Consider the following 17,457-nt stretch of genomic DNA (forward strand, 5'->3'; position numbering starts at 1 on the left):
TACTCAAGCATTAGATCTAATTCGACTCAGAAAGCAAGGCACAGTAAACTAGCGGGAAAATACACTAGAGTGGCAGGTCATGATGAAAAAAATAGTTTTAGCTACAGGCAATTTAGGCAAGGTAGCTGAGTTAAATCAAATGCTTTCAGACAAACACTATGAAGTTGTTTCTCAGGGCGAATTTAACGTACCTGAAGCCGATGAAACAGGTTTAACTTTTGTCGAAAACGCAATTCTAAAAGCACGCAATGCATGTCACCATACCGGTTTACCAGCCATTGCAGATGATTCCGGTTTAGAAGTAGATTTTTTACATGGTTTACCGGGTATATATTCAGCAAGATATGCAGGCTTAGATGCGACTGACCAAGACAATATAGATAAATTACAGGCCGCACTAAAAGGTGTGCCTGCCATCCAAAGGACTGCCAAATTTCAGTGCGTACTGGTTTTCATGCGGCACGAAAAAGATCCAACCCCATTAATTTGTCACGGTACTTGGCACGGACAGATAACCGAAACGCAAAGCGGTAGCAATGGTTTTGGCTATGATCCAGTATTTTTTGTAAAAAGTGAAAACTGTACCTCTGCTGAATTAAATAAAGAACGAAAAAACACCTTAAGTCACAGAGCGCAAGCTTTAAAATTATTGGCACGCGAAATAGATAAACTGGCCTGATATGATACTTCCTCCTCTTAGTTTATACATCCATATTCCTTGGTGTGTGCAGAAGTGCCCGTATTGCGACTTCAATTCGCATGCTGTGAAAAATGGCATCCCAGAAGATCAATATATCGCTGCGATACTTAAAGATCTGCAACAAGACTTACCGCTAGTACAAAGCCGAAAAATTCAAAGTATTTTTTTTGGCGGTGGCACACCCAGCATTTTTAGTGCTCAAGCAATAGATAAAATACTTAGAGGGGTTAAGAGTTTAGTGCAGCTCGATGAGCATTGCGAAATTACACTTGAAGCAAACCCGGGCACACTCGATAATCAAAAATTTACGGGATTTAAACAAGCTGGTGTCAATCGATTCTCGATTGGCGTACAAAGCTTCCAAGCAGATAAATTAACGCAATTAGGGCGCATTCACAATCCATTACAAGCACAACAGGCCGCTCAATTGGCGACGCAACTAAAGCTTAATAGTTTTAATATTGATTTAATGCACGGATTGCCAGCACAAAGTGTTGAAGATGCGTTATTTGATTTACAAAAAGCAATCGATTTAGCACCACCACATTTATCCTGGTATCAATTAACCATAGAGCCCAATACATTATTTGCCTCAAAACCTCCCACTTTACCGCTAGACGAAACCTTGTGGCAAATTCAACAACAAGGCCAAGCACTGTTGGCTAAACATGGCTATAGACAATACGAAATTAGTGCATACAGCAAAAATAATCATCAAAGTAAGCACAACTTAAATTATTGGCGCTATGGTGACTACCTAGCAATAGGCTGTGGTGCACACGGTAAGATAACACGTGCTGAGCGCAATGAAATTTTCCGATATGAGAAAATAAAACACCCGAAAGGCTATATGCAAGCCGCAAAAGAATTTAATTATAAAACGCACTTAGTCGCAAAAGAAGAGCGTATATTTGAGTTTTTTATGAATCGTTTTCGACTTTTTGAAGTGTGTGAACAGCTCGATTTTGAAAATCTTACCGGCCTTCATGTAAACACTATAAACACTATGATCCAACAAGCGGCAGACAAAGAGCTTATTGAAGTTACAAAAAGTCACTGGCAAGTGACTCAACATGGACACAGATACCTTAATGATTTACTCGAAATATTTGTTTAATGCATTGTACTTAGCACTGACATTAGCACTGTCATTAACACTGCTTGGTTGCAATACAACACCTAAATCAACTCAAGCGGAAAACCCAATAAAAGCGCAAAAAGTTAAAGAAGTTGCCAGTCAATTTATGACAGCGTATGCCTTTCATGATGACTTCGAGTATTTTTTAAGCTTTTATGCTGAAAATGCTCAGGTCAAAGATATTATTCGAGGTGAAAAGGCTACAGGTCGTGAAGCAATAAAAGCTTTTTTTAACTGGCATGATGAAAAGTTTTCACTCGGGAATTCAGCCAGTGCGGTTGTGGTAGAGGAAATATGGGTAGACAACAGCACGGCGATAGTTACAGGCTACTTTATGCCATTTATCTATGACGGTATAAAGTTTGGTCCATGGCATATGATGATGGTATTAGAATTTGATCAAGACTATAAAATAGCTAAACAAGTCGATTGGATTAACTACACCCCTAAAGTGATATTCACAAACAGTCCTGATTCAAATAGAGAAATTAAAATACCAAATTACTTATTTGATGATTGATTATTTTTTAGATGATCTTTCTTTTTATCCAGGTCCTTTAGGTTGTTGCGACGTGCCCAATATAACTGAATTCCCAATACGGCGACTAAAACGCCGATAATGGTGAAAATGGTTATTGTACTATCCGCAATATTAAATTGGGAAAGCCCCCAAGCTATAACGACGGGCAGCAACGCCACACAAATCAGAATTAGCCATGCGCTAACAGTCATTTTTTTGCGTCGAATTGCTGTCTGTTTGTCTTTGTCCATAACAATCTCCTGAACGACAGCATTATCAGACATTAAGAAGCAATTTACATTCTTCATTTTATCTTCCTTAAGTATAACAACCACAATGCATAAAAAATATACACATTTGAAATCTAATTTGCATTTGACACTTTGCGCACAAATCGAATAAGTGCTGCACTCGATTTATCTCTTTGTATGTTTGTCCCCTCTTTAAAGTGGACCGCCCAAACTAAATTAGTTGTTCCTGTGTTGTAAACGGGTGTTGAGGTCCAGTATGCTTCATTCTCGGTACTTGCAAAAAGACTAATCGGGATCGCAGGCTCCGCACATTGTCGTTCAATAAGACTCATCAACTCTTTTATATTCGGTACCCGCCAATCATCATAACCGGCTAACGACGTTGTCGTACTAGATTGTAAAGCGCTTTGCCAAGTAACGCTTTCCGCGCTGCCGTCACAACGAGAATCTGATGCAATCCAATTTTCACCATGGTTGCACACAGACCACATTAATCCATTTTTGGCATCTGTGATAACCCCGTTTTGACTATCCAGGATATAATTACTTGTATCAACAGTTGGTGCCACTGAGTCGGTACAAAATGCGTATGTATTTAGACTAAAGCTCGAAACAAATAAAGTTGTAGCAGTTAACAGCGTAAATTTCATCGTTTATTCTCCGTTAGCGCACTAACAATACATGTGCTGTATTACTTTTACTACGCGACGCTTCGTTACCGGTTGACAAGTTTATAGCCCAGGCTCTTGGTGCTGCTACATTTTCCGGATCACTCACACCAAATACACTGGAAGAACTTGTCCAATACGGAGTATCAGGTTTGGCATGATTGGGCCACAACTGTCTATTATCTCCGCCAAGCGCCATCTTATCTTCAGTCTGACCATAATTAAGAATAGAGGCTAGCTCAAAAACTCTAGGTAAACGCCAATCATTAGCACCACACAGGCCAATCGAATTGACCGCATTTACGTAAGATTCAGTGTCACAAGAACTAATATTGGTATCGACAAAGCAGCTTGCCTGCGATGAATTTTGTGTCCCCTCTATGCCACCATTAGTATCACCACTATCAAACCAAGTAAAAGTATGTGTGTGCGCGCGTAAGCCGGAGGTCGATTTAATTTCCCAAATTAACCCAGTGACATTATCTCGAATACAACTTGGTGTGCCAGAATAAATTTCTTCACCATTTTCGTCTAGTAAAGAAAAATCAAACCCAAGCTCTCCTGCACCGGTTTTATTTAAACCATTTATTAACTCTGCTGGGTCACGCCCTGATTCAGCATCCTGACGTGGAAAACTCGTTAGACCACAGTTCACACTATTGCTTTGCTGATCCGCACACAAAGTAACCCCAGTGTCATTTAAGCCATTTGTATCGGTAACAGGTAAAACAGTCACGCGCACAAAATCTGAGTTACGTCTATTGGTCGTGCTATTCGTAGCAGTAAACTGAAATTCATATATTGTCGGCGTTTGCACATCCGGCGCGGTAAATTGCAAATTTTGGTTTTGCGCGCCAACTAAAGTCAAAGGTACTTCACCGTCAACTTGATTCCAGTTAAATTGACTGATGCCATTGGAAGAGACAGAACCAAACAAGGTCACCAACTCTCCTTCATAAACCACCTTGTTATTACCCGCACTGACAACCGGAGCAGACTCACTCGCAGGTAAAATATCAATATCAATACTTTGCGTGCGAATACCTGACGCTTGATCAGTTACAGACAATGTAAATCTTAAAGTAACAACACTACTACTTTGATTTACAAACTGATTATCTGCAATGACGGCTAGTGCCGGAGAGGAATCGTCAGACATCGGAAATGAAACCAGCAAACCGGATGTAGGTAAATTTTCAATGGTAATACCTGATAATTGTTCTACAAATATCTGCGCTGCAGCGACATTTTCGCCATCTTCAGCATCAATCCACTCAGCATTTAAGTTAAAACCTTGTCCCGAATCGACCACTTGATCATTATCGTCTGCTGCAAGTGTAACAATAGGCAATGTGTTGTTAGGAGAAATAGAGACATTGATTTGCGCTTGTCCAGCTACACCATTTGCATCTGTCACTTTAAGTGTTAACAATACGGTGCTTTCGGTCGTGACATCTTCAGGAATTTCAAATTCTATATTTGCAGCATCCTCTGCAGATAACGCTTCATTAAACAACACCGGCTGAGTTGACCAAGCATAAGTATAAGGTTCAGCGCCGCCCGTGACTAAACTATTAATAGCAATAGGCGCACTGCCAATCGCCAATTCAATGTCGCCACCAATGTCCACGTTTAGTGAACCTGAATCAGGTTGATTACCCTGCTGTCGTTCGGATTCCAAAGAGCCTGAACAAGCGGTTGTTAAAAACAACAAGAATGTCAAAATAACCCATTTGCTTTGTCGTTCTACCCTATTCATTTCAATTTTCATTGTTACAGCTACCTTAAAACGTCAAAATCTCGACGAAACTGTTCGTTAAATCGCTTAAATATTGAAAAAGTGCCAATATTTATAACTATAATTTAGTTACTAGCAATCTATATACCAAATGAGGTGCGATTGGCATTATATTATTCCCAGCCCGCTTTCAAAATTAAGCTAACTTAGAGAACTATCAGGGGTTTATAAAAAATGTGTCGCCCTACTAAAGATTATTTGTTAATCTCAGAACAATCTGTCGCCTGTTAGAATAAAGTAAAACAAAACAATACTCGGGCTATCAAAATGTTCGTTAAAAAACACAGGTAGAAGAAGAATCAGGATGAGGAGTTCGATGAAACTACTGCTAGTGAATGGCAATCAAACACATTGTCAAACGATACAAGCGCAAATAGAAAATACAGGTGTATACGAAGTGGTTTGTGCAAACAGTGGCACTGAAGCCATTCAATGTTTGCGCAAACAAAACATACACGCGCTCGTGACCGACATTGAAATCGAAGGGCTCGATGGCTGGCGATTGTCTCGTATGGTTCGTTCTGGCATTTTTCGCTGTTCTGCAAACATCCCAATTATCGTCTTAGCTGCAACTTGGTGTGAACATATAGCAGAAACAACCGCTCGTGAATTCGGTATTAATAAACTCATTCCGTATGAAAATATCGATCAAATATCACAAGTATTATCTGACGCACAGTCAGGTGAATCCTCGACTTCAGATAAAGTGTCGATGTTAGTTGTTGAAGATAATGAGTCGATTCAAGAAATTGTGGAGCGCATACTACAACACAGGTTTGATGTGACTGTTGCCGCGACAGGGGAAGAAGGCATTGAACTTTGGAGTAAGCAAAACTATGACATTGTATTATTAGATGTGATGTTGCCCGGCTTATCGGGAGAAAAAGTGCTTGAGCATATGATGGCCGTTAAACCGGCACAAGCTGTAATTATCATGACGGCGCATGGCACAATTGACATGGCGGAAACCATGATCATCCAAGGGGCTGCTGATTTTATAACAAAACCATTTAGAGCTGAGCAACTAAGGCGCGTCTGCGAAATAGCCTCAAGACGTGAAGATTTCATGATCAGCAACCAACAGTTTGCTGAAAAAGTAACTGAACTCAGACAACGAGAAATTGAATACCGGGAAATATCACAAGCACACCAGCAGTTATTAGACAATATGACAACAGTTGTATTGGAACTCAACCACAAAGGTGAAGTTAATTTTATCAATAAAGCTTGGTCTAATTTAACGGGTTTTGAGATACATGAAACAATACAACGCCCGTTCATCAACTATGTGTGTCCCAAATTTGAGGCCCAAGAAGGTTTAGTTTTCGATACCATCAACGATATGCTGTTACAGCAAGTTAAAAACTGCTCGTTGGAATTTAAGCTTAAACATAAAGACGGCGAGGATATATGGGTAGAAGCTAGATTCTCCAGTAATTCAGACCATGATAAACGCAGCGTATTAACCGCAACAATTGACGATATTTCGAAACGCAAATCCGCCGAATTTAAATTAGAACATCTTGCATTACACGATACCCTTACCGGCTTACATAATCGCTACTATTTCGATAATGAACTAAACAGATACAGCAAAATGGCCAGTCGTGGCGAAGGCCCACATGCACTATTGTATATTGACTTAGACCATTTCAAAGTTATTAATGACTCTCAAGGCCATCACCAAGGGGATATGGTATTAAAAGAGGTCGCAAGTGCAATCAAATCTCGTTTAAGAAAATCAGACTTATTATGCCGCATCGGTGGTGACGAGTTTGCGTTATTACTCTCTCATTCAAGCATGTTAGATGCACATGAATTAGCGGAAGAGATATGCGACACCGTCAAATCTGGCCATTATCAATTTAATGATCAAGTTTATAAATTAAGTTGCAGTGTCGGGGTAACCAGTATAAACGGTATTGCAAAAGATGGACACGAATACCTTAAGCAAGCTGATATCGCCTTGTATGTGGCAAAGCGTAGAGGTCGAGATTTAGTCCACATTTATTCAGAAAGTGATCAGGACAGTGAGAACCTGCGAGATACGATAGAGTGGATTCATCAGTTACAGCAAGCTATCGCTAATGACCAAATCGTATTACATTTCCAACCTGTTATTGAAATACGAACACGTGAGATTGCCTACTATGAAGCTTTGGTCCGCTTAAATATTGACAACAAATTGATCTACCCTGGAAGTTTCATCCCAGCGTTAGAAAGAGCCGACGATATAAAATTGCTTGACCATCAAGTTGTCGCAAAAGCCATTAAATATCTTGCGGATTACCCTGAAATCCCCAGAATGGCAATTAACCTTTCAGCGCACGCCTTTAGTGATGAAAAACTAACCCCACTCATTGAACAGAAAATGATGCAATATAGAGTCGATCCTAAACGGATTATTTTTGAGCTAACGGAAAGTGCCAGTTTAACCAATTTAGCAGGTACCCTGCGCATGATAGAACGTTTAACTCAGTTAGGCTGTGACTTCTCGATAGATGACTTTGGTACAGGTTTTAGTACCTTTACCTACCTTAAACAACTACCCGCGCATAGCGTTAAGATAGATGGCTCTTTTGTCAAAGACATGCCAGACGATCCTATCGATTTAGCTCTAGTGAGGGCTATTCATGAAATTGCTCGCAGTTTAAACAAGGTCTCAGTTGCCGAATTCGTTGAAAACCAAGAAACCTTAAATTTATTAGAAGAAATAGGTGTCGATTTCGCGCAAGGTTACCACATAGCCAAGCCTGCACCGATTCATACATTTTTAAGTGCCGAAGTTAAAGCACTGGTTAACTGAAAAACCAGTGCTTTAAGTTTATGAGATTAGCGATTGAGCAATAAATATATTAAAAGCAAGTTGCTTACAAAAAGCAACAAACTGCTTATCTTCCAAAACTGAATTGGATTGCGTTCTATTAAAGGTTTAGACTCATAGCGGCGCATCAATGTCTGATTAGGTGAGCTAATATCCGCTAAAAACTCGGAAAATGCCTGATGGCGATAACTCGGATTGGGCGAAGTTGCTTTTTCTAAAGCGATATCTAGCCACTTGGGCGCATCCACACGATAGTCTTTTGCACTTCGATAACGCCAAAAGTTATAGTTATCTGGAATTTTATTCCTTAAATTTCCTAATTCAAACGGCAATTGCCCTACGTACATCTCATAAAACATCACTGCGACAGAATACAAATCTGCCTGGAATGTCCCTTTGTGTCCCATTAAATACTCAGGTGCAATATAATCAACAGAACCGACCGGACATGTCTCCTCTATTGGACTAAGAATATCCTCTAAACCTTCAACCGCAACCGTTCCAAAATCAATTACTTTGATTTGACCAAACTTGTCTATAATGACATTCTCAGGTTTCAAATCTCGATGTACCATGCCATTACGCTGAAAATAACGCAGCGCATGCACGACCTCAGTAATAATTTTACGCACTTCATCTAAGCTCGGTTTCGGGTTATCCATCATCCACTGGCGCAAGTTCTGTCCACCTAAATATTCGCACAGGTGATACATAAACGGGCTGTTTTCTGGGCGAGCGTGAATGCGCATCACGTTTCTGTGTTTTAAACGTGTACCAATCCACTCTTCACGTAAAAAACCATCTAAATACTCGGGTTCATCACGATATCCGTGTGATGGCATTTTTAACGCAAATTGATTTTTATCTTGATCTTCAACCAAAAATACATGGCTGCGTGTCCCGCTAAACAACACGCGCCTCACGGTGAAACCATCAATAGACTGGCCCGCTTCTAAAACAGGCGGAATAACCAATTTACTGATTCGTCGATGCGCTTCTTCAACATCTTCATGTGGCAAGCTATCTATACGTAAAATAACACAAGAAATATTATCATCACTGCCATTTTCCACTGCCATAGCCGCTAATTCTTCTGCCGCTTTAACGAGATCTTCGGCTTGTGAAACCATTTTGCAAATGGTACTTTCACTCACAAAATTGTGCAGCCCATCGGTACTTAAGATAAAGTAATCACCTACTTTCAAATCATCTACTGTTTGATAATCAACTTCTAAATGACTATCAATCCCCATTGCCCGCGTTAAAAAATTTTCTGAGCGTGAGCCATGGACATGATCGCGCGTTAAACAATGAAAATCACCGTCATGCATCCGATATATCCGGCTATCACCAATATGAAACAAATGTGCCGTACAAGATTTTATAACTAAGGTACTGAGTGTACAGACCAATCCATCATCTGTTTTTTTGCGGTTTTCGTTATGCAGCCAAGAGTTCAGCGCGGTCAAAATTCGAGCCGCAGATTTATTAACATTCCAAGTATCTGGCGTTGAATAATAATCGGTAATAAACTGGGTAACACAAAGTTGTGCGGCTTCCTGCGAACGGCGGCTACTGCTAATCCCATCGGCTATCGCAACAGCAACGCCTTTAAAATCTAACGCCTGCCCTTTTGGAATTTGGGCAGCAAAGGCATCTTGATTAACCGGCTTTACACCTGCGATACTCGAACCGCCGATCTCAATAGAAAGCGTACTTTTCATTGTATATCCATTTTTATTTTAACCAATTATTAGGGCGTGTGAATCTTTGTATTATTTTTGAGCAATAGGCTATTTTAATCATTAACAAAGCAGAATGAGTGGGGGTTAGTCATTCTAAATAAACGAATTCTAATGCCGTTAAGGGTTAAAATAGCCATTGCCCTTCGGGCTGAGGCCAAAATGGTCTTATGCAGCGTTAGAAATAACTTATTTAGATGACTAAAATTCATTATTTCTGCCTTGCCTAAGACCATTTTTTCTCTCAGCTCAAATTATAAACAAAGATAAACACGCCCTAAGGTCGGTTGATCTTTTAAAAGTAAAAAAGCGAAGCCTGCATTGCAGCACTTCGCTTGACGGTTTTTAAAAATTTATAAATTAACCTTAAAGATTAACCCACTTTTATCAACTCAACTGAACCATCTTCACGTACTTCAGCCATGTGCCCACTTGGCTCTTCCATCAACAGCAGCGTAACAAACCCAAGCACTGCTGTACATGCGATTACAATGAAGAATGTTGACGCATCAACCATAGAATAAATCGTTAAGTAAGTGACTGCACCAACGTTTCCGTACGCACCGGTCATCCCGGCAATTTGTCCTGTTAATCGACGTTTGATAAGCGGTACTACAGCAAATACTGCACCTTCACCTGCTTGTACAAAGAACGAGCAAGCCATTGCTGCTACCATAGCAACCCATACAGGCCATGTTGCATCAATCAGACTCATGACAAAATAACCGACTGCTAAACCCGCGGTTAAAATCAATAAGGTCTTTTTACGGCCAAACTTATCCGAGATTAAACCACCGCCCGGTCTAGACATTAAGTTCATAAAAGCGTACGCCGAAGCAACCATACCCGCAACCACTGCTGACAAACCAAAAGTATCAGCAAAGAACATAGGTAACATAGAAACCACTGCTAACTCTGAACCAAAAGTTGCAAAATACAAAATATTTAATACTGCAACCTGCTTAAATTTATAACGCTGAATTTCAGGTACCGGCTTGACAAACATTTCGCGGTTAACTTCATACGCTTTATAACAATCGATAATAAATAGCGCCACTAACCCCACATAAGCGGCTAATGCAAAAGTTTCAGAAATAAGTTGAACACCGTTTGGCGATAACTTCCAAGTCAACAATGCTAACGCGAAATACATAGGTAATTTCATGACAATTAAAAATGCAAAATCGCCTTTACTGGTTACTTCCATACCACCAATGTTTTTAGGACGGAAATAAGTAGACCCTTTTGGTGTATCGCTTACTGTGTTGTAGTAAACAAACCCCAGAAGAAACACACAACACCCGTAATTGCAATTGAGTATCTCCAAGCATCATCACCACCAATTAACACTGCAATCCAAGGTAAAGTAAATGAAGCCGCAGCCGAACCAAAGTTACCCCAGCCACCATAAATACCTTCTGCAGTACCTAATTCATTGTGTGGGAACCATTCACTGACCATGCGAATACCAATGACAAAACCAGCACCAATAAAACCTAACAACAAACGTGCTAACGCGGCGACTTCAAAGCTATCGGCAAACGCGAACATAAAACATGGAAAAGCACTAATAAAAAGCAAAGCAGAATATACTCGGCGAGGACCAAATTTATCAGTCAACATACCGATAATAATTCGCGCTGGAATCGTCAGCGCAACATTCAGTATAAGGAGTGTCTTAGCCTGAGCTGCGCTCAGTCCTAACGATTCTGCGATTGCGCCCATCAAAGGTGCATGGTTAAACCACACAAAAAATGTGATAAAAAAAGCCATCCACGACATGTGCAGGACTTTCATTTTTCCGGTAAAGGAAAAAAGATTAAACTTAGTGTCTTTATCCACGATATAAACCTCAAAATTAAAAATTTGGTGGCCGACCCGAAGGCCGGCGAGTTACTACTTAGAGGGTAAGTAACTAAAATCGACTAGGCTGAAAGTTGCACCTTTCCATTTTCAACACGCACAGGATAAGCTTTAACCGAGTTTTCCGGCTCTTCTAAACATTCTCCCGTTTGCAAATCAAAGTGCTGCTTGTATAAAGGAGAGGCTACCGTTAGCCTACCTTTGCAATCAGCAATTAGACCTCGCGATAACACATACGCATTGCCACATGGATCATAATTTGAAATCGCGTAAACGTGATTTTCATCATCAACAAAAATGGCAACCTGCTCGTTATTGTGCAGTGCACAAACACCTGTGTTTTTTACTAAATCAGAGAAATTACAAATATCTTTCCAATCTTGACTCATTTTAAATATCTCCTGCACTTATACTGGCTCAACCGCTTCGACTTCAGTGACGTCAAGGGTTTTAATAATTTCACCTTTGCTAATTTTTGCTCTGGCTTGCATATCAATACGGGCACGCTCTTGACCACGCTCTGCAACATATGCAAGCGAATCGTCTGTCGCATCAGAGTTAATAAAGTGAGCAAATCGCTTAAGTCTTTCTTTACTATGAATCGTTTTCTTCCACTCACATTCGTAGTTATCGATAATGCGCTGCATGTCAGCTTCAAGCTCTTCGCAGATACCCAATTTATCGTCAATAATGACAGACTTAAGGTAGTCTAAGCCGCCTTCCATGTTATCCATCCAAACCGAAGTTCGCTGTAAACGATCTGCTGTATGGCTATAGAACATGTAGAATCGATCGACGTATTTGATTAATGTTTCATCGTCTAAATCGGTTGCAAATAAATCAGCATGGCGCGGTTTCATACCACCGTTACCACAAACGTAAAGGTTCCAACCTTTATCCGTTGCAATGACACCCACATCTTTACTTTGTGCTTCAGCACATTCACGGGTACAACCAGAAACCGCCATTTTCACCTTATGCGGGGTCCGCATGCCTTTGTAGCGCATTTCTAATAAGACAGCCATAGAGACAGAATCTAGCATACCGTAACGACACCAAGTCGAACCGACACAAGATTTAACCGTACGTAAAGATTTACCGTACGCATGGCCTGTTTCGAAACCGGCAGCAATGAGCTTTTCCCAAATAACTGGAAGCTGATGCAATTGTGCGCCGAAGAAGTCTATACGTTGACCGCCCGTTAGTTTGGTATACAAGTTAAACTCTTTACCAATCTCGCCCAATGCAATCAATTGATCCGGTGTTACTTCCCCAGCAGCCATACGTGGAACAACAGAGTAAGTACCATCTTTTTGCATGTTGGCTAAAAAGATATCATTGGTATCCTGCAGCTGTATATTGTCGTCGGAAAGAACATAATCATTCCACTGAGTGGCTAACATAGAACCGACAGCTGGCTTACAAATTTCACAGCCTTTTCCATGCCCATGTTCACTGATTAGCTGATCGAACGTTTTGATTTTCTTCGCACGTACAATGTCAAATAATTCCTGTCGCGTGTATTCAAAGTGTGCACAAATATTGTTATTAACTTCGACACCCATTTCAGTTAATGCAGCGTTCATCACCTGAGTCGTCATCGCAGCACAACCACCACAACCTGTTACCGCTTTGGTACAAGATTTAATGCCGGCTATATCAGTACAACCTCCTTTTACCGCTTCAAAAATATCGCCTTTTGAAACATCGTGACATGAACATATTTGCGCACTGTCTGGTAACGCATCGACACCCAGTGCCGGCGCTGCACCGTCCATTGCGGGTAAAATGAAAGCCTCTGGAGAACCTGGGATATCAATATCGCCTAACATCATTTGTAACAAATTGCCGTATGCTTCCACATCACCGACCAATACTGCACCCAGTACTTTTTTGTTCTCTGCACAGACAATTAAGCGTTTGTAAACACCCGCATGACCATCACTATAGGTGTAACTTAAACTACCCGGTGTGCGACCTTGCGCATCACCGATACTCGCCACATCAACACCTAATAATTTTAATTTGGTACTCATATCCGCGCCTTCAAACGCTTCTTGACCACCTGTGATATGAGATACCGCAACTTTGGCCATATTGTAGCCCGGTGCCACTAAGCCAAATATTTTGCCATCCCATAGCGCACATTCACCAATGGCGTAAATATCTTTAGCCGATGTTTGACAGAAGTTATCAATGACGATACCGCCACGAGGACCAATTTCGATATCAAATTGACGAGCTAACTCATCTTGTGGACGAATACCAGCAGAAAAAACAATCATGTCTGTTTCTAAATGCGTGCCATCTGCAAAATTCATTCGATAACGACACGTTTCACCAGCTACGATTTCAGTTGTATTTTTTTCGGTGTGAACACCCACACCAAGCGATTCAATCTTACTACGTAATAACTGACCGCCACCTTCGTCTAATTGAACAGCCATCAATCTAGGCGCAAATTCAACAACGTGTGATTTTAAGCCTAAGTTTTGTAGCGCATTGGCCGCTTCTAAACCTAACAAACCACCGCCGACTACAACACCTACTTTACTTTCTTTTGCTGATGCAGTGATCGCCTCTAAATCTTCAATGGTTCGGTATACTAAACAGTGATCTTGCTCTCGACCCGGTACAGGTGGAACAAAAGGATAAGAACCAGTGGCTAAAATAAGTTTGTCGTATGATTCTTCACGCCCACTGGCCGTCACGATTTTATTATTATCGCTATCAATGGTTACGACTTTATCATTAACAATAAAACGCACTCCATTTTCGTCATAAAAGTCTGGAGACGTCAGCATTAACTCATCTACTGTTTTACCAGCAAAGTAGTAGGACAGCTGCACACGGTCATAGGCAAGACGCGGCTCTTCTGAAAATGTGACGACTTCATACTGGTCATAATCTGGATGTTCAATCATGTTTTCGATGAACTTATGCCCAACCATACCGTTACCAACAACAACTATTTTTTGCTTGCTCATTTTATTTACTTACCCTCTATTAAGCTGACAACTGCGTCCATTCAGAATTTGAACTGGTCAGTGATCCAAACCAGTGCAGGGATTCTGCTAACTCGACAACATGACCAATTACGACCAAAGTGGGCGACTGCAACTTGTGTTGTTTTGCCAACCCTTCTAAGTCAGATACACTCCCTGTAAAAACTCTTTGCTCTTTACGACAACCATTCTCAATTAGTGCGGCTGGTGTATCCGCAGCTAAACCATGCGTTGTAAGCTGCTGACGAATGTCCGGCAACTTGTTTAATCCCATATAAAAAACGAGTGTGTGATCTAAGCGAGCTAAAGCTTGCCAATCCACGTTTAATTCTTTTTCAGCATGTGCAGTGATGAAAGTACAAGCCTGCGAAGTACCACGATGCGTGACCGGAATACCCGCATAAGCGGCCGCGCCAACACCAGAGGTGACACCTGGGACGACTTCAACTTCAATACCTTGCTGTTTTAGCGCCAGCATTTCTTCACCGCCTCGACCAAATACAAATGGGTCGCCGCCTTTTAAACGACAGATACTGAAACCTTTTTGTGCTTTTTCGATGAGTAGAGCATTTAATTGATCTTGCGGAATACAATGGTGACCCATTGCTTTACCTACATAAAATGCAGGTGTAGTGGCAGGAAACAAACTACGGATATCATCGCTGACCAAACGGTCATATAAAATAATATCTGCAGTTTGAATGCATCTTAGCGCTTTAACTGTAATAAGATCGGCATCTCCAGGTCCCGCGCCAACAAGGAAAACTTTACCAACACCAATGTCTTTTGTTACTAACTTAAACATCTTTGCACAAGCTTAGTAATGAACGAATAATTCATTAAAAGCAAAGCCGATGCCAACACTTTAATAACGACAAATATATTTTTTAATTTGCTGTTTTAATTGATTTTATTTTCTATATTTTTCGTTAAAGAAGTAATAAAAACCGCTTTTTGAGCGTTCCTTACAATTCTTCTATAAATGATTTTTCACTTTGGTGAAGCACCCTGCACCATTAATGCACAGCAAATGCGCGGATGAAATACCAGTTAAGCGCACTTTGTTTGAGCAATGGTTTTTAGAGCTGCGAGTTACGAGCTGCGAGCTGCGAGCTGCGAGCTGCGAGCTGGTAGCTGCGAGCTGGTAGCTACCAGCTACGAGTTTCAAGTTTCAAGTTTCAAGTTTCAAGTTTCAAGTTTCAAGTTTCAAGTTTCAAGTTTCAAGTTTCAAGTGCATTGTAGGTCGTGGCTTTAGCCCGACAACCCAATATTAAACACTAGTTTTCTGGGCTAGAGCTGCGAGTTTCGAGAAAGCGGATTCGAGTGCGTGTTGATATTCAATTTATCTAAACAGACTTTCGCAGCAAGGATGCTGCGTTAAAGCTATAGAGATATATTTACGCGTGTCTGTGTGATAAATGAATATTAATGCGAACGGGTGAGTATGAACAGATAGTTAACTGAGCGTTATTCGCTCTTTTGCCGGATTAAAGTGGCAGCCTACAAAATGTCGGCCTTACGGCCGACATACATAAACATACTGACGTGTTGCGGTAGCAAGCACTATCAACAAAGATTAAAACTTAGTTTGAACCCAAGCCCATAAAATATCTTTGTCAGTACCCATGTCAGCAGAGAAACTGGCGTATTTCAGACCCACACCATAATCTCCTACTTTAGTTGCCGCAACCAAATCGATTTCGTCACCATAATCAATCGAACCAAAATCTGATTTGAACGTGTGATAGAAAGCTTTTAGTGCAATACCACCCACTTTCGTGCCAACAAAACCATAAGTATCAACCAAACCATTTGGTAAACCGCCCGATGCAAAAGTACCGCCTAAAAATACATCAGCAAAACCATTGAACTTATGCAGCGTCGCTAAAGGTGTCGCAAAATTTGCAAGCCCATCATCCGAGCCCAAAGTTTCCTGACCTAATTTAACGGTAACGCCACTAAACACAGCGCCCAACTCTAAGCTTAAATAATCCGTATCATTACCTTTGTTATTGTCCTGTGTCGCGTATTCAGCAGAGTATAAAAACTTAACATCACTGCCTGTGCTACCCGCAAAACTGACACCATATGTATCTAGATCTTCCCGGCCTGCTGGATCTGTATCAATTTGGTAACCATAAACCACAACTTTACCAACCGGTGTTTTATAAGATAGATTGACTAAAATATCGCTTGAATCGATATCCGTGGCTTCAGCAAAAATTCGGTTATGTTTATAGACGTAAGAAACATTCGCGGTAAAATCACCAACGCCATACACAACATTTAATGCATCGAAAGTTTGTCTATCCTGTCTCCAGCCGACATGACCCACATGGCGATGCCCATCTAAAGTTAATACCTGACGGCCTAGTTTTGCCGAGAAACCACCACTTTTATAAGCGATATAAGCTTGTTCAAGCTCGGTAAACTCTGGATCAGGAATGACACTTTTATCACTGGGCTCAGTCTTACCTGCCGGCGGAACTTTGTATTCATCTACACCCGCAACAACACGGTTGTCTTCAAATTCAACGAAGCCAGTAAACCCATTAAGATCAGCTGTTTTAAAACCAAGACGCGTTCTAAAGGTTAGAGCATTAGCACTGGATGCATCATCTACACTTTCATAACGTAAACGAAGATCACCCGTTGCTTTGCCTTCTTTAAAAGCTTCAGCTAGAGAATCCGCAGCCATTGCGGGGCTAGAAATTAACCCTGTACCAATTAAAGATGCCAAAGTTAATGCTAGTTTAGATTTTTTAAGTTCCATAGGTCACTCCCAATTACAAATAAAAATTCTGTGTTTGAAAGTGATGCTGGATGTATAGACGCGCTACTAGAATACGCTAAAAAGATTTGAATGGTCAAGCAAAAAAACAAATTAAATCAATATTTATCAATGTGTTATGAGAAACAAAACGACAAAAACAGCCTAACTATAAAGC

At 40.7% G+C, this 17,457-nt stretch carries 12 protein-coding genes and 1 pseudogene; 4 read left to right on the forward strand and 9 right to left on the reverse strand.

Features of this window, described 5'->3' with window-relative positions:
* Positions 1-79 precede the first annotated feature (79 nt).
* Genes rdgB through FNT16_RS01300 form a run of 3 tightly spaced genes read left to right on the forward strand, consistent with a single transcriptional unit; the run spans position 80 to position 2,358 of the window.
* On the forward strand, positions 80-679 hold the full coding sequence (rdgB, locus tag FNT16_RS01290; RefSeq protein ID WP_246072299.1) for an RdgB/HAM1 family non-canonical purine NTP pyrophosphatase: 600 nt from the start codon (positions 80-82) through the stop codon (positions 677-679).
* A gap of 1 nt (position 680) precedes the next feature.
* A complete protein-coding gene (hemW, locus tag FNT16_RS01295) occupies positions 681-1,817 on the forward strand; it encodes a radical SAM family heme chaperone HemW (protein ID WP_143869850.1) in 1,137 nt (378 codons plus the stop codon).
* On the forward strand, positions 1,792-2,358 hold the full coding sequence (locus FNT16_RS01300) for a Cif family virulence factor (protein ID WP_143869851.1): 567 nt from the start codon (positions 1,792-1,794) through the stop codon (positions 2,356-2,358). Before hemW ends, FNT16_RS01300 begins: the two co-directional genes overlap by 26 nt.
* Here FNT16_RS01300 and FNT16_RS01305 read toward each other — a convergent pair.
* The 3 genes from FNT16_RS01305 to FNT16_RS01315 are packed head-to-tail and all read right to left on the reverse strand — an operon-like array spanning position 2,340 to position 5,048.
* Complete coding sequence (locus tag FNT16_RS01305) at positions 2,340-2,666, reverse strand: hypothetical protein (protein WP_143869852.1); 327 nt, start codon at positions 2,664-2,666, stop codon at positions 2,340-2,342. The two genes, FNT16_RS01300 and FNT16_RS01305, sit on opposite strands and share 19 nt — an antisense overlap.
* Before the next feature lie 56 nt (positions 2,667-2,722).
* Positions 2,723-3,259 (reverse strand): Lcl C-terminal domain-containing protein, encoded by a 537-nt coding sequence (locus FNT16_RS01310; RefSeq protein ID WP_143869853.1) that lies wholly within the window; start codon positions 3,257-3,259, stop codon positions 2,723-2,725.
* A gap of 13 nt (positions 3,260-3,272) precedes the next feature.
* The gene (locus tag FNT16_RS01315; RefSeq protein WP_143869854.1) at positions 3,273-5,048 is read right to left on the reverse strand and encodes an Lcl C-terminal domain-containing protein; all 1,776 of its coding nucleotides are present in this window, start codon (positions 5,046-5,048) and stop codon (positions 3,273-3,275) included.
* Between the two features lie 343 nt (positions 5,049-5,391).
* Between FNT16_RS01315 and FNT16_RS01320 the strand changes: the two genes are divergently transcribed.
* On the forward strand, positions 5,392-7,881 hold the full coding sequence (locus tag FNT16_RS01320; protein ID WP_143869855.1) for an EAL domain-containing protein: 2,490 nt from the start codon (positions 5,392-5,394) through the stop codon (positions 7,879-7,881).
* A gap of 26 nt (positions 7,882-7,907) precedes the next feature.
* Here FNT16_RS01320 and FNT16_RS01325 read toward each other — a convergent pair whose 3' ends face one another.
* The 6 genes and pseudogenes from FNT16_RS01325 to FNT16_RS01350 all read right to left on the reverse strand — a co-directional run bounded on the left by FNT16_RS01325 (position 7,908) and on the right by FNT16_RS01350 (position 17,282).
* Positions 7,908-9,623: a bifunctional protein-serine/threonine kinase/phosphatase gene (locus FNT16_RS01325; RefSeq protein WP_143869856.1), complete on the reverse strand. Its 1,716-nt coding sequence runs from the start codon at positions 9,621-9,623 to the stop codon at positions 7,908-7,910.
* 391 nt (positions 9,624-10,014) lie between these two features.
* Positions 10,015-11,438 (reverse strand): annotated as a pseudogene (locus FNT16_RS01330) (NarK family nitrate/nitrite MFS transporter).
* Positions 11,439-11,566: 128 nt separating this feature from the next.
* On the reverse strand, positions 11,567-11,893 hold the full coding sequence (gene nirD, locus FNT16_RS01335; RefSeq protein ID WP_143869857.1) for a nitrite reductase small subunit NirD: 327 nt from the start codon (positions 11,891-11,893) through the stop codon (positions 11,567-11,569).
* Positions 11,894-11,911: 18 nt separating this feature from the next.
* Positions 11,912-14,491, reverse strand: a complete 2,580-nt coding sequence (gene nirB / locus FNT16_RS01340; RefSeq protein ID WP_143869858.1) for a nitrite reductase large subunit NirB — start codon at positions 14,489-14,491, stop codon at positions 11,912-11,914.
* 19 nt (positions 14,492-14,510) lie between these two features.
* Positions 14,511-15,314: a uroporphyrinogen-III C-methyltransferase gene (gene cobA, locus FNT16_RS01345; RefSeq protein ID WP_143869859.1), complete on the reverse strand. Its 804-nt coding sequence runs from the start codon at positions 15,312-15,314 to the stop codon at positions 14,511-14,513.
* Positions 15,315-16,085: 771 nt separating this feature from the next.
* Positions 16,086-17,282, reverse strand: a complete 1,197-nt coding sequence (locus tag FNT16_RS01350; protein WP_143869860.1) for an alginate export family protein — start codon at positions 17,280-17,282, stop codon at positions 16,086-16,088.
* Positions 17,283-17,457: the final 175 nt, after the last annotated feature.

The sequence above is a fragment of the Catenovulum sediminis genome, from assembly GCF_007289895.1.
Taxonomy (GTDB): Bacteria; Pseudomonadota; Gammaproteobacteria; order Enterobacterales; family Alteromonadaceae; genus Catenovulum; species Catenovulum sediminis.

Bases quoted from the DNA above. Each gene is read 5' to 3' on its own strand.
- rdgB (WP_246072299.1), top strand. From the start codon at position 80: ATGATGAAAAAAATAGTTTTAGCTACAGGCAATTTAGGCAAGGTAGCT.
- hemW (WP_143869850.1), top strand. From the start codon at position 681: ATGATACTTCCTCCTCTTAGTTTATACATCCATATTCCTTGGTGTGTG.
- FNT16_RS01300 (WP_143869851.1), top strand. From the start codon at position 1,792: ATGATTTACTCGAAATATTTGTTTAATGCATTGTACTTAGCACTGACA.
- FNT16_RS01305 (WP_143869852.1), bottom strand. From the start codon at position 2,666: ATGAAGAATGTAAATTGCTTCTTAATGTCTGATAATGCTGTCGTTCAG.
- FNT16_RS01310 (WP_143869853.1), bottom strand. From the start codon at position 3,259: ATGAAATTTACGCTGTTAACTGCTACAACTTTATTTGTTTCGAGCTTT.
- FNT16_RS01315 (WP_143869854.1), bottom strand. From the start codon at position 5,048: ATGAAAATTGAAATGAATAGGGTAGAACGACAAAGCAAATGGGTTATT.
- FNT16_RS01320 (WP_143869855.1), top strand. From the start codon at position 5,392: ATGAAACTACTGCTAGTGAATGGCAATCAAACACATTGTCAAACGATA.
- FNT16_RS01325 (WP_143869856.1), bottom strand. From the start codon at position 9,623: ATGAAAAGTACGCTTTCTATTGAGATCGGCGGTTCGAGTATCGCAGGT.
- nirD (WP_143869857.1), bottom strand. From the start codon at position 11,893: ATGAGTCAAGATTGGAAAGATATTTGTAATTTCTCTGATTTAGTAAAA.
- nirB (WP_143869858.1), bottom strand. From the start codon at position 14,491: ATGAGCAAGCAAAAAATAGTTGTTGTTGGTAACGGTATGGTTGGGCAT.
- cobA (WP_143869859.1), bottom strand. From the start codon at position 15,314: ATGTTTAAGTTAGTAACAAAAGACATTGGTGTTGGTAAAGTTTTCCTT.
- FNT16_RS01350 (WP_143869860.1), bottom strand. From the start codon at position 17,282: ATGGAACTTAAAAAATCTAAACTAGCATTAACTTTGGCATCTTTAATT.